The organism is Exiguobacterium sp. s22 (assembly GCF_018617455.1).
GTDB lineage: Bacteria > Bacillota > Bacilli > Exiguobacteriales > Exiguobacteriaceae > Exiguobacterium.
This window is the reverse complement of sequence record NZ_JACSKD010000001.1, coordinates 545,273-557,445: the sequence shown is the minus strand read 5'-3', so window position 1 is coordinate 557,445 and position 12,173 is coordinate 545,273. Positions and strand designations below refer to the sequence as shown.

The following is a 12,173-nucleotide window of genomic DNA, read 5'->3' as shown; positions in this document are numbered from 1 at the left end:
AGATTTTTGTGGAGGAGGCAGGGACGTGTCTTTAATCGGTGAAGAACGTAAACAAAAAATTGTCGAATGGATCGAACGTGAAGGAAAAGTGAAAACGAGCGAACTGATCGAACGATTGAACGTGTCAGGGGAATCGATTCGACGTTATTTAGAAGAATTAGAGAAAGAACATCGCATTAAACGAGTGTACGGGGGAGCGGTCCTTCATCAAAGCATGTCCTTTCAACCAATCGTGATTGCGAACATGGACGGCATTCGTCGTATTGCCTATACGGCTTTTCAATTAATTCCAGATGATACGCTTCTTTACATTGGACACGGTGTCGCTGCCGAACAAGTGGCAGCTCGGCTTCGTGGTAGAAATGTCACAGTGGTCACTCCATCGTTAACTGTTGCGAAAGCTTTGTTTGAACAACGAGCGAAAGGTGTCCTTGGTGGCGAAATTCAATTACTAGGTGGTACAATCGACCCGAAGCATCTCGTGACGACCGGTGAACAAGTCCTTGGACAACTTCAAACCTATATGTTCGATCTTGCGATTTTGTCCGTTGAAGGGGTCGATTCGTCGCTTGGATTAACTTGTGATGCGTTCGGTTTAGCGAGTATCACACAATCGGTGATGTCACAAAGTCGCGAGACGTTCTTATTGACAGACCATACGCAACTAAATCAGCAGAAGCGGTATCGTGTCTGTGACTTTTCGAAGGTGACGGCGATTATCTCTGATTTTCCGGAACCTCAAGATTTTAAAGGCGTTCTAGCCGAACATGGTGTGGACTGGAAGTTCGCGCCGTAAAGGGAGCGATTAGATGAAAATTGAAGTGATTGTCACAACACTATCAGAAGCCATACGGGCAGAACAACTCGGTGCAGATCGGCTTGAGCTGATTGCCGACATGGATAACGGAGGAATTACGCCAAGCTTCGGAACGATTCGGAATGTGGTTGAACACGTTTCGATTCCCGTACATGTGATGATTCGCCCACATACACGCTCGTTCTATTATAACGAGGATGACGTTGAAACGATGCTTGCGGATATCGGTCTGTGCCGTGAATTAGGTGTGAACGGCATCGTATTCGGTGCGCTGACACAGGACGGAGCAATCGATGAACGCATTTTAGGAGAAGTCATTAAACATAAAGGGGAAATGACACTCACATTCCACCGAGCATTTGATGCATCACGTGATGTGTTGGAAGCGATTGAAGTGTTGAACGAATATCCAGAAGTGGATATCTTGTTGACGTCAGGTGGTGCTGACACCGCGTTGGACGGAATCGACACATTAGCCAGACTACATGAAGTAGCCGAGATGACCCTCTTGCCTGGCGCAGGAATCCATGTGGAAACATTACCTGTCCTACAAGAACGATTAGATGTTGAAATGGTTCACATCGGAAATGGGGTACGAACGGACGGAGAGCTCGATGAAGTGAAATTCAAACAACTTCGAGGGTGAACCAAGGCGAAAAACAGTCGAAAGACTGTTTTTTTGCTATAATGAGAGAAAACAACAAATGTAGGTGAATTCATGCAATCTTCCGTTTACAAACAATATGCGCTACGAATGCTATCAGGGAAGTGGGGCATCTCATTACTCGTTGTCTTAACGGTCATGGTCATTCAAGCGATGATTACGACACGTCTTGACCTTTCGACGGACGACCCTGAAGTTCTTCTTACTTCAGTGGCACTCTTGTACGGGGCAACGGTATTGCTCGCTCCCATCGAGCTCGGGAAAAATTGGGTGTTTCTTCAGGTAGCGAAAGATGAAAAGCCGACGTTCAGATTGTTGATTGAATCGTTCGGGTCCCTGAAAGACTATTCACGTGCCGTGGTCTATTATGCGGTATTTTATTTAGGGCTAAACGTACTGATGCTCCTGCTGATCGTACCTGGTGTCTGGTTTTATTTGACGTATCGGGTTGTTCCGTTCATCATGCGGGATGAGCCTGACCTTTCAGCGTTTCAGGCAATGCGTAAGAGTCGACAGATGATGAAAGGGCACAAGCAAACGATGTTAAAACTATTTGCAAGTTTTATCGGTTGGTACGCGATAGTGCTCCTCACTGGTGGGCTGGCATACATCTTTGTCACGCCATATCTTCAAACGGCCATCTCAGGTCTCTATTTAGAGATGAAAGCCTCTTATCAAGCAAAACAACCGGTCGGATAATCCGACCGGTTGTTGACGTTTAGTGCTGATCTGACTTTTTCGGATTTGGGGCGTCTTCAAAATCTTGTTTTTCCTCCTCCGACGCATCCGCATGCCACTTTTTCGCTTGCTCGGTGGCAATGGGAATGGCTTTCGTCTCGGAGTAACCTTGCGCGAGTAATGCGTTCGCAATATCAATCGCTTTCTTTTTTACAAGTGGATCGAAGTTTTTCAGTGATTCCGGATAGTCTTTCATATTCCATGGCACGAAAATCGCCTCCTTCATTCCTACTAATTCCACAAACGTCCGGTTTCAAACGTCTTGATGGAGATAATACTCGATCAGTGCTTGCGTGCCATTCTCTCCATACCCGTTCTTTTCAAGAATTGAATACAGGCGATGTGCGAGCTCGAGACCTGGTAATGTCACTTGTAGCTCACGAGCACTTTCGATGGCGAGTGTCATGTCTTTGATGAAGTGTTTGATGAAGAAACCAGGTGCATAATCCTCGACAATCATGCGTGGAACCAGACTTTCAAGCGTCCAACTACCGGCTGCCCCGCCACGAATCGTACGAACGAGTGCCTCTGGGTCAATCCCAGCCCGTTTACTGAACGCTAGCATCTCAGCATTCCCCATCATGATTCCAGCAATGGCGATTTGATTGGAGAGTTTTGCGTATTGTCCGCTTCCAGCGTATCCCATTCGTTCAATCGATTGTCCCATCGCCTCAAATAACGGTCTCGCTTTATTGAACGCGAACTCACCCCCACCGACTAAAATCGAAAGCGTTCCATTTTTTGCTCCGACATCGCCTCCCGTGACCGGTGCGTCAAGTGGGAGGAGACTTCGCTCAATGGCAGTCTCGGCGATTCGTTCAGCCAGTTTTGGAGAAGACGTCGTCATGTCGATCAACAATGTACCTGGTTGTGCCGAATCAAGAATGTTCCCTTCGCCAAAATAGATGGATTCGACATCGGACGGATAGCCGACGATCGTGATGACGGCATCGGCATCTCGGCAAACGTCCCGTACCGAGTCACACCATGACACACCTTCCTCTAACAGTGTAGCTGCCTTCTCTTTCGTTCGTGTATATGCTTGCACGTCAAATCCGTGCTTCATCAAATTACGTACCATTGATTGACCCATGACCCCGAGTCCGATAAATCCGATTGTTTTCATGTGGCTTGTCCCCCTAGTAGTTGTTGTGAAACGAGTCGCTGATATAGTGCGTTCTCCGTTAATAGTTGCTCGTGTTTCCCGATCCCGCTGATTCGTCCGTCTTCTAAGACGACAATCTGGTCAGCATGTCTGACAGTCGAGAGTCGGTGGGCAATCACAAGCGTCGTTCGCCCGACCATCAGGCGGTCTAACGCTTCTTGGACCACACGTTCTGATTCGGAATCTAGACTTGATGTTGCCTCGTCGAGCAATAAAATCTGTGGATTTCGTAACAACGCACGCGCGATAGCAAGTCGTTGCCGCTGCCCGCCAGACAAACGGATGCCTCGCTCCCCGATTTCCGTATCGAGCTGATGTGGCATCGTTTCAATGAACGACCATGCGTTGGCCATCTCACAGGCCTCTCTGATTTCATCATCGCTCGCTTCATGTCGAAGTCCATATAGGATGTTCGTCCGTACAGATCCAGATAAAACAGGTGAATCTTGAGCGACATATCCGATGATTTGACGCCAAGTGTCACGCCCGTATGTTTGAATCTCTCGATTTCCATATCGAATCGTTCCTGCCGTCGGTGTGTAGAACTGTTCGACAAGTGAGAAAAGTGTCGTTTTGCCGGCACCACTCCGTCCGACGATGGCGGTTGTCGCCCCCGGTGAAACGTGAAGTGTCAATTCTTGGATGACGGGTTCAGTGCCATAATGGAAAGCAACGTCTTCAAATGAGAGTGCTGTCTGATGAATCGTTTCTTCATGTGTGCTGTATGGTTCGGGACTGACTTCGAGCAATTCAGCAATGCGTTCCGTAGCTCCACGCGCCTTTTGAAGCCTTGTCAAGAATTCACTCATCGTGATGAGCGGCGTGATGATTTGGAAGAGATAGAGCATGAAGGCGAGTAGTTCGCCCGTTGATAAAGCCCCGGTCGAGACGCGATATGCGCCGAACCCGAGGATGGCAATCAACATCCCGGTCAAGGTCACATTGAGAAGGGGGATGAGGATTGCTTGAATTCGTCCTTCTTTCACCCCGTAATCGAACAGTGTCTCGATTTTTGCTTTGCCGGTTTTCACTTCCGTTTGTTCCGTCGCTTGTGATTTGACGAGGCGAATCTCACCGAGCAGTTCGGCAAAGAAGCCGGAAAGATTCCCGAGTTCTTGTTGTGTTTCTTTTGCGATAATCCGTAGCTTTCGTCCGAGCGGTATGACAATGATGAGTGTGGTCGGGACAGAAAACAAAATGACGAGTGTCATCTGCCAATCGAGTGTGAACAAGATGGCGACGGCACCGATGACGGAGACGATTGAGGTCAACAACCTGACACTCTGTTCGGACAAGAGTTGTTGAAGTGTCGTCGTATCATTGTTCAATCGAGACACTAGTTCACCCGACTTGATGCCGTCATAGAATGGAATCGGCAATTTGACGAGATGATCCCATAAGGTCGTGCGTAAATTGGCGACGACCCGTTGGCCGACAATATGTAACCAATAAATCGACACGGCACTCGTGACAATCTGAATCAGAAATGCAACGAGGAAATATGCAATCCATTCTGGTGTCAATAAGTCGCTGCTCCATCGGTCGACCACCCGTTGCAAGATAAGCGGAATGGCCAGTGAGGCGACGGCTTGAAGGAGTGAGATGAGAATAGCGCCGACAAATAATCCTTTCGGAGGATTTGCGATTTTGAACAGTTGAAAAAAAGTTTGCCATGTTGATGATTTCATTTTGACAATCCTCCTCTCTTCTTACTTTCGCTGTTTCAAAAACGGGTGTCAAGACGTCGAATCATTCGAATGACTCATGCTAGAATAGGAAAGAGAGGTGATACGTGATGAAATGGATTCATACGGCCGACTGGCATCTTGGTAAGATTGTCCACGGTCGTCATATGACAGAAGATCAACGGAATATACTATTTCATTCATTTTTAAATATTGTGGATGAAGAACAACCGGATGCGGTGATCATCGCAGGGGATTTGTACGACCGTGCCGTCCCCCCCGTGGAAGCGGTCGATCTACTTGATGAAATGTGGCGAGAACTTGTTCTGAAACGGGAAATCCCCGTCATTGCCATCGCTGGAAACCATGATTCTGCAGAACGTCTCGAATATAGTTCGAAATTGCTGAGACAAGTGGGGCTCCATATCATCGGGAAACTAGACCCCGCTATTGGTCCGCTCGAGGTCGCGGGCATCCCGTTCTATCCAATCCCGTTTCTTGAACCGGCCAGGGTGCGACACATTCTCGGTATCGATACGATTCGCACACATCATGACGCACTAGAGGCTGTGATTGAAGCGTATGGAGACATTGAGAAGAACGCGGTCTCGGTCGGTCACAGTTTTGTGGCAGGTGGGTTGGAGACGGATTCAGAACGTCAACTATCTGTCGGCACGGCAGGACAGGTCGCGAAAGGGTTGTATGAGCCTTTTTCGTATACGGCACTAGGTCATCTACATAATCGTGATGCAATTCATTCTGAAACGATCGCATATAGTGGATCGCTCATGAAATATTCGTTTTCCGAGGTCAATCATCAGAAATCTGTGGATATTCTAGAGTGGGACGGGCGATGGAACCGTCGTCGCCGTGCGTTGACACCAGAGCGAGATATGCGACAACTTACCGGAACGCTAGATGAGCTCCTTTCCCCAACTTTCTATCAGCAACAGAAAACGGATGATTACCTCAAAATTGTGTTGACCAATGAGACAGCATTACACGATCCGATGGCGAAGCTCCGAACCGTCTATCCGAATATCCTACATCTTGAATTGGAAATGTTGCGCCGTCAGGAACAGACGTCCACGTTTGAACGTGAGATGCTCGAGAGACAGTCGGTCGAAGAAGTATATGTACAATTTTTTGAGGCCGTTCATGATCGCACTGCACCAGATACCGTGAAGCAAATGATAGAAGAAGGTGATGTCTGATGAGACCGGTCGAATTGATGATGCAAGCGTTTGGGCCATACGCAGAACGAGAGACAATTGATTTTACACAGTTGTTGGGTCGTTCCATGTTTGTTGTAAGTGGTCGGACAGGTGCGGGAAAGACGACCATCTTTGATGCGATGACATTTGCTCTTTATGGACGGGCGAGTGGTTCGCTCCGAAACGCGAGTGACTTCAGAAGCCAGTACGCGACACCTGAAACGATAACAAAGGTCGATTTCTCATTCACGATTCGAGGAGAACGCTATCGAATCGTTCGACAACCGCAGCAACCCCATCCTGTAAACAAGACGCCAATCCCTCATGAGGCGGTTCTATATGAATGGGAGGATGGTTGGAAACCGCTGGCTACTAAAGTCAATGAGGTTCAAGAACAAATCGAATGGATTTTACAACTTTCATATGAACAATTCAGTCAAATTTTGTTACTGCCGCAAAATCAATTTAGACAACTGCTTGACTCTAATTCGAATGAAAAGCAACAAATCTTACAATCTATTTTCAAGACGGAAGCGTATCGGTCGTTTCAAGAAAAATGGGCAGAACGATATAGCGCATATCGAAAACAAGTCGAGTGGTCGGTGGAACGAACACGCCTCAAGTTACTCGAACTCGAAGACGAGTCAATTGAAGAAGTCTCGGTCAAACCGATTGATGAGATTATTCGATGGCTTGAAGAACGGGAAGAGCGTTTAATTGAAACGTGTGACACGGTGGATCTCAAGAAACGAGAATATCTTAAAACGCTCGAAGAAGTTCGAGATGAACTTGAAGTTGCGAAGTCTCTGATCGGACTGTTCAACGAACGAGAAGAAACGAATCGGGCACTCGAAGCCTTTTTAGAAGGTGAAGTGTTACGAAACGAACGTCGAGACCGACTACAACTGTTAGAGGCGGCAGCCAATATTCGTCCTGTGTTTGATCGTCTCGTTGAGATGGAACGACAACTACAGCGATTGACGACTGAAAAACAAACTTCTTTGACTAAGTACGAAGAATTGAAAACGACACAATCAAAATTGGAAGAACAGCAGTCGTCGATGGAAGCGGGCAGACAAGAGGTCGGGTCACTCCGTGAGCGGCTTCGAGTGATTGATGAGTTGATGCCTCAAATCGAAGAACGTGCTTTATTCGTTTCTCGTCGTCAACAATTAGAAACGAAATCGAAGGCATTAGCGGACTTCTCAAAAGAGTCGAGATTGAATGAACTACAAGTACATGAACACGAACTCGTTGAACGCTTGAAAACTGAGCCAACTGAACGTTCTGTCGATGTCGAACGTTATGTCGATCGATTGATTCAACTGAAAACGCTTGAAACAAAAATCAGTGACCTCTCAAAACAACTTGCAGCATGTGAACGCTCTGGAAAAGAGATTCAGCGACAATATACGATACAGCAAGAAATCGTTTTAACATATAAACAACAAGAGCAACTCGTTTTAGCGACACAGCTACGTGACACACTTGAAGAAGGTGAACCGTGTCCTGTATGTGGATCTCGTCACCATGAAATGTCACAACCCGAAGCCGTGATTGAAGACATTGCCGCTCGAGAGGAAGCGTTATTACGACTTGAGGAATTGTCGACACGCTTGATTGAGGCGAGGGCAGATTATCGTTCTCTTCATCAACAACTCGAAACAACACGCTTGGAGTTTGAACAGGCATCTAAAGACGTTCAACACAAGCATGATATTTCGGATGAGATTGAAAGATGGCAGTCCCATCTAAAGTCGCTACAGCGTGACGAACAGCTTCGCCAAGAGAATGAGCGAACATTGCGTCAACTGACCAACGAGATTAGACAATTGGAACAACAACGTCGTGACCAGTTTGAGGAACGTCAGCGTGTTCTCTCAGAACTTGAAGGGATTCAACAAAAACTGCATAGCCTCGGTCAGACGGATGATGTGACGTTGGAGTCCCTGCAATCAGAACGAAATGAAAAACATCATCGACTGACACTACTTTTAAAGAACCTCGAATCATTTGATGAGCAATTGGAAGCAGTGAAGAAAGCGCTGTGGAAAGAAGAAGAGCGTCTTTCCGTGACCCGTGAACAATTGAGAGAGTTGGAAAAACAATACGAGTCGCACCAATCGATTTGGACCGAACAACTTGCGTCGACCAATCTGACGCGGGAACGCTATGAAGAAATTGCGAGTCAAATCAATCAACGACAGATGATTCGCGATCAACTGCTTGAAGAGGAACAAGAAGGCATTCGCCTCCGTCATCGAAAGCAAATAATCGAGGATAAACTTGGAGATGTTAGCCGGCCCGATCTTGAGCGGGTGGAAGCAAAAGTGAGGGAAGCTACTGCGCAATATGAACAAGTTTCAAAAGAGTTGATCACAGCACAAGACGCGTTAGCGAGACATCGCCAAATCACCTCAGAATGGTCTGCCCTTCGTGAGAGTACAGCCAACGAAGAGAACCAGTTACAAACCATCAAATTGATTGCTGATACTGGGAAAGGGATCAATCCACAAAAAATGACGTTTGAAACCTATGTCCAAACAGCATTTTTTGATCAAATCTTACATGCTGCTAACATTCATTTAGATCAAATGACGAGCGGACAATTCCGACTCGAGCGCAAAATTGAAACGGCAAAAGGGAACGCCAAATCAGGACTTGAACTTCTCGTCTTCGATGCATATACAGGACAATCCCGTCGTGTTCAAAACCTTTCCGGAGGCGAAGGATTTAAAGCGTCGCTTTCGCTTGCACTTGGACTTGCGGAAGTCGTGCAACAATTAAGTGGAGGCATCAGTCTTGAGACGATGCTGATTGATGAAGGATTCGGGACGCTCGATGCCGAATCATTAGACCAGGCGATTGAATTATTGATGTCTCTCCAGTCGACAGGTCGACTCGTAGGGGTCATCAGTCATGTTCAAGAATTGAAAGACCGTGTGGATGCACGGATTGAAGTCAGTAAAACTAGAAGCGGGTCGACGATCCAGCTGATTGTGGAGTGATAGTTGTGAAACAGATGGTGACAAAGTCAAGTCTCATCAATGATTTAAAAGAAGCGGGAGTTCAAGCAGGAGAATCGCTGTTTGTCCATACATCGTTATCTAAACTGGGGTGGGTATGTGGTGGTGCCCAAACCGTCATTGAGGCATTACAAGAAGTTGTGGGACCATCAGGACTTCTAATGATGGCAACACAAACAGGAGACAATTCAGACCCGGCCGAGTGGGAGGCACCACCAGTCCCAGTAGAATGGTGGCAAACGATCCGTGAGGAAATGCCACCGTATGAAAAAGAAAAGACATTGACTCGAGGTATGGGACGTGTACCCGAGCTGTTTCGGACTTATCCAAATGTGTATCGGAGTGATCACCCGATGTGGTCTGTGGCGGCATGGGGAAAGAATGCGAAGGAAATCGTTTCCGGACATACGGTAGAAGTTGGATTCGGACCGAGCTCTCCAATCGAACGAATGATTGAACGTGACGCACGTGTCCTTCACCTCGGTTCTCCACTCGATGCGACGACGCTATGGCATTTTGCGGAGTACGGAATCGAAGGTCCGGTGAAATCGTTCGGATGTGCCGTTTACGAAGCCGGAGAGCGTAAATGGATAACATTTGATCACGTCGATGTGAATAGTGATCCGTTTGGTGCAATCGGTGAGAATATTGTGAAACAAAAAGATGTTCGTACGTTCACTATTAACGAAGCAACATGTTATCTGATACCCGCTAGCACGTGGGAACCGGTTCAGCATGCGCTCATCGCATTACGAAGCTGGTTGAGATAATTATTCAGAAACGAGGGGAAGCATCAGATGAATCGTTGGATAAAAATTGCTAGTATGACGGTACTGATCATGTTGCTTGTGGCCGGATTGGCGATTGCAGGAATCTCGGCTCATATCGGAGATCAATTGACGTCACCTGAACGAGAAACATTGACATATACGCCGAAATCTCTTGGATTAAAGTATGAAAATGTGACAATTCAATCGGAAGAAGGATACGACTTGTACGGATGGTGGATTCCGCATCCGACGCCTCGTGCGACCATCGTGTTTGCTCACGGTTATGGGAAGAACCGAGAACAAGATGATCTTCCACTTAAAGACTTGATTCCAGAGTTCCACGAACAAGGATATCAATTCTTAACGTTTGATTTTCGTGGATCGGGTATTTCAGAGGGAGATCGTGTGACAGTAGGAGCTAAGGAACAATCGGATTTACAGGCCGCTATTCAATATGCGAAAGGAAGAACAGATGGTCCGATTGTCTTATACGGCATTTCGATGGGAGCCGCAACGGCTCTCTCTACGGCAGATGACGTCGAAGTGGCTGCCGTGATTGCAGACAGTCCATTCAGTGATTTACGAAACTATCTTGAAACGAATCTTCCGGTATGGAGTGATTTGCCAAACGTTCCATTCACTCCTGTCATTATGACCGTGACACCGTGGTTCACTGGTCTCGATGCCGATGTCGTTTCGCCGATTCATGATATCGAAGCAATCGATGCGCCGATCCTCTTGATTCATAGTAAAGGGGATGATGCGATTCCTGTATCGGAAAGTGAAAAACTTGCTGATGCACAAGCAAATGTCGAACTTTGGGTGACGGATAACGATGGACATGTCGGGTCTTATCACGCGTTCGAAAGCGAATATCAACAGCGAATCTTTGATTTTCTAGAAAAATCATTGTGAGCAAAGGGGCGCATTTGACGCCCCTTTTTGATATGATTGCTCACGAGACCAATGAAAGAAGGGTAGAACATGGACGTATTACAAGTCATACAATTTTTACTTCTCGGAACGTTAATCGGGATCTTGAGCGGTTTTTTTGGAATCGGTGGAGGTATTTTATTGACGCCGCTCCTTCTCGTCTTCGGGTATGAGGCGAGTGCGGCGATTGCACTGAGTCTTATGTTGACGCTCGGTTCAACGACTGCAGGTACGATTTCACACATTCGCTTGCGTAACGTAAACGTATCCCATGCGCTATGGATTGGTTTGTTTGGCGTACTCGGGACATGGATTGCGACGCCACTTGTCTTTTATTTAGAAGGAGTAGATGGGGCGACACTCATCATCTCACTTGTTTACATCGCGTTACTCACTTACTTTGCGATTTCATTCTTTCGCTCGAAACAGCATGTCGAGGGGAGTGTCGGTACAGATTCTGTTCCACGTCTCGGGATCATCGGAGTCTTCGCTGGATTTATCTCTTCTTTGATGGGGGTGAGCGGTGGGTTCGTCTTAACTCCACTCCAAGTAAAGTTATTGAATACTGAAATGAAGCGAGCGGTTGGAACGAGCATCTCTGCAGCGCTCCTCATCGTCATTTCTGGTGTGATCAGTTACGCTGTCGCTGGTGCGGAAACGAACTATTTGCACGGTCTTGCCTTGATTGCGGGTGCGATGATTGGGTCACCATTTGGAGCAAAACAGTTGCAACGCTTTAGTTCACAACACGTTAAAAAAGCACTCGGGGGATTTTATATCACCGTCGCTTTCAGTGTGGCGCTTAACCTGGTTGGATGGAATACGGCATCCCTAGTATTACTCGTCACATTGGCGCTATTGTTCATCATTACACTCGTTGTTCGACCACGCAAAAAATAAACCCCGTCCATGGACGGGGTTTTAACGTCTAGCAATATGGTCAATGTTTTCTTGAATCTCGCCAACCTTACCTTTCGCCTCACGGAGTCTGCGCTCAAACGCTTCAGTGTCACGTTTTTCATGAGACGACTTGTCTACTCCTTGACGTTGCCCTTTGTCAGAACGTTGATAAAAATGGGTCGCTTTTTGCAAGCGTTTTTTAAACGTCGAGTCGCTCATAGAGACACCCCCTTCCATACTTTAAGTATTCCACAGGGGGGT

12 protein-coding genes are annotated in these 12,173 nt (G+C 46.9%); 8 read left to right on the top strand and 4 right to left on the bottom strand.

Features of this window, described 5'->3' with window-relative positions; genetic code table 11:
* Positions 1 to 25: 25 nt before the first annotated feature.
* The 3 genes from KNO94_RS02895 to KNO94_RS02885 all read left to right on the top strand — a co-directional run bounded on the left by KNO94_RS02895 (position 26) and on the right by KNO94_RS02885 (position 2,180).
* Positions 26 to 796, top strand: a complete 771-nt coding sequence (locus tag KNO94_RS02895) for a DeoR/GlpR family DNA-binding transcription regulator (RefSeq protein ID WP_214777371.1) — start codon at positions 26 to 28, stop codon at positions 794 to 796.
* A gap of 13 nt (positions 797 to 809) precedes the next feature.
* A complete protein-coding gene (locus tag KNO94_RS02890) occupies positions 810 to 1,463 on the top strand; it encodes a copper homeostasis protein CutC (RefSeq protein WP_214777369.1) in 654 nt (217 codons plus the stop codon).
* A gap of 72 nt (positions 1,464 to 1,535) precedes the next feature.
* Positions 1,536 to 2,180, top strand: a complete 645-nt coding sequence (locus KNO94_RS02885) for a DUF975 family protein (RefSeq protein ID WP_214777367.1) — start codon at positions 1,536 to 1,538, stop codon at positions 2,178 to 2,180.
* Between the two features lie 19 nt (positions 2,181 to 2,199).
* Here the strand turns inward: KNO94_RS02885 and KNO94_RS02880 are convergent, their stop codons facing one another.
* The 3 genes from KNO94_RS02880 to KNO94_RS02870 are packed head-to-tail and all read right to left on the bottom strand — an operon-like array spanning position 2,200 to position 5,072.
* The gene (locus KNO94_RS02880; protein ID WP_214740858.1) at positions 2,200 to 2,427 is read right to left on the bottom strand and encodes a DUF2188 domain-containing protein; all 228 of its coding nucleotides are present in this window, start codon (positions 2,425 to 2,427) and stop codon (positions 2,200 to 2,202) included.
* A gap of 45 nt (positions 2,428 to 2,472) precedes the next feature.
* The gene (locus KNO94_RS02875; protein ID WP_353047823.1) at positions 2,473 to 3,390 is read right to left on the bottom strand and encodes an NAD(P)-dependent oxidoreductase; all 918 of its coding nucleotides are present in this window, start codon (positions 3,388 to 3,390) and stop codon (positions 2,473 to 2,475) included.
* Positions 3,342 to 5,072, bottom strand: coding sequence for an ABC transporter ATP-binding protein (locus KNO94_RS02870; protein ID WP_214777363.1), 1,731 nt, complete (start codon positions 5,070 to 5,072; stop codon positions 3,342 to 3,344). Before KNO94_RS02870 ends, KNO94_RS02875 begins: the two co-directional genes overlap by 49 nt.
* A 107-nt stretch (positions 5,073 to 5,179) precedes the next feature.
* Here KNO94_RS02870 and KNO94_RS02865 point away from each other — a divergent pair, with 107 nt between their 5' ends.
* From KNO94_RS02865 to KNO94_RS02845, 5 genes are all read left to right on the top strand, one after another.
* Positions 5,180 to 6,283, top strand: coding sequence for an exonuclease SbcCD subunit D (locus KNO94_RS02865; protein WP_214777361.1), 1,104 nt, complete (start codon positions 5,180 to 5,182; stop codon positions 6,281 to 6,283).
* Positions 6,283 to 9,291 (top strand): AAA family ATPase, encoded by a 3,009-nt coding sequence (locus tag KNO94_RS02860; protein WP_214777360.1) that lies wholly within the window; start codon positions 6,283 to 6,285, stop codon positions 9,289 to 9,291. Before KNO94_RS02865 ends, KNO94_RS02860 begins: the two co-directional genes overlap by 1 nt.
* Positions 9,292 to 9,305: 14 nt before the next feature.
* Complete coding sequence (locus KNO94_RS02855; protein ID WP_214742376.1) at positions 9,306 to 10,079, top strand: AAC(3) family N-acetyltransferase; 774 nt, start codon at positions 9,306 to 9,308, stop codon at positions 10,077 to 10,079.
* Positions 10,080 to 10,106: 27 nt separating this feature from the next.
* On the top strand, positions 10,107 to 10,994 hold the full coding sequence (locus tag KNO94_RS02850) for an alpha/beta hydrolase (protein WP_214777358.1): 888 nt from the start codon (positions 10,107 to 10,109) through the stop codon (positions 10,992 to 10,994).
* Between the two features lie 69 nt (positions 10,995 to 11,063).
* On the top strand, positions 11,064 to 11,912 hold the full coding sequence (locus KNO94_RS02845; RefSeq protein ID WP_214777356.1) for a sulfite exporter TauE/SafE family protein: 849 nt from the start codon (positions 11,064 to 11,066) through the stop codon (positions 11,910 to 11,912).
* Between the two features lie 21 nt (positions 11,913 to 11,933).
* On the opposite strand, the gene KNO94_RS02840 is transcribed toward KNO94_RS02845, so the two are convergent.
* Positions 11,934 to 12,131: a hypothetical protein gene (locus KNO94_RS02840; protein WP_214740844.1), complete on the bottom strand. Its 198-nt coding sequence runs from the start codon at positions 12,129 to 12,131 to the stop codon at positions 11,934 to 11,936.
* Positions 12,132 to 12,173: the final 42 nt, after the last annotated feature.

Coding starts and splice junctions, on each gene's coding strand:
- KNO94_RS02890 (WP_214777369.1), top strand. CDS start 810: ATGAAAATTGAAGTGATTGTCACAACACTATCAGAAGCCATACGGGCA.
- KNO94_RS02885 (WP_214777367.1), top strand. CDS start 1,536: ATGCAATCTTCCGTTTACAAACAATATGCGCTACGAATGCTATCAGGG.
- KNO94_RS02870 (WP_214777363.1), bottom strand. CDS start 5,072: ATGAAATCATCAACATGGCAAACTTTTTTTCAACTGTTCAAAATCGCA.
- KNO94_RS02865 (WP_214777361.1), top strand. CDS start 5,180: ATGAAATGGATTCATACGGCCGACTGGCATCTTGGTAAGATTGTCCAC.
- KNO94_RS02860 (WP_214777360.1), top strand. CDS start 6,283: ATGAGACCGGTCGAATTGATGATGCAAGCGTTTGGGCCATACGCAGAA.
- KNO94_RS02855 (WP_214742376.1), top strand. CDS start 9,306: ATGGTGACAAAGTCAAGTCTCATCAATGATTTAAAAGAAGCGGGAGTT.
- KNO94_RS02850 (WP_214777358.1), top strand. CDS start 10,107: ATGAATCGTTGGATAAAAATTGCTAGTATGACGGTACTGATCATGTTG.
- KNO94_RS02845 (WP_214777356.1), top strand. CDS start 11,064: ATGGACGTATTACAAGTCATACAATTTTTACTTCTCGGAACGTTAATC.
- KNO94_RS02840 (WP_214740844.1), bottom strand. CDS start 12,131: ATGAGCGACTCGACGTTTAAAAAACGCTTGCAAAAAGCGACCCATTTT.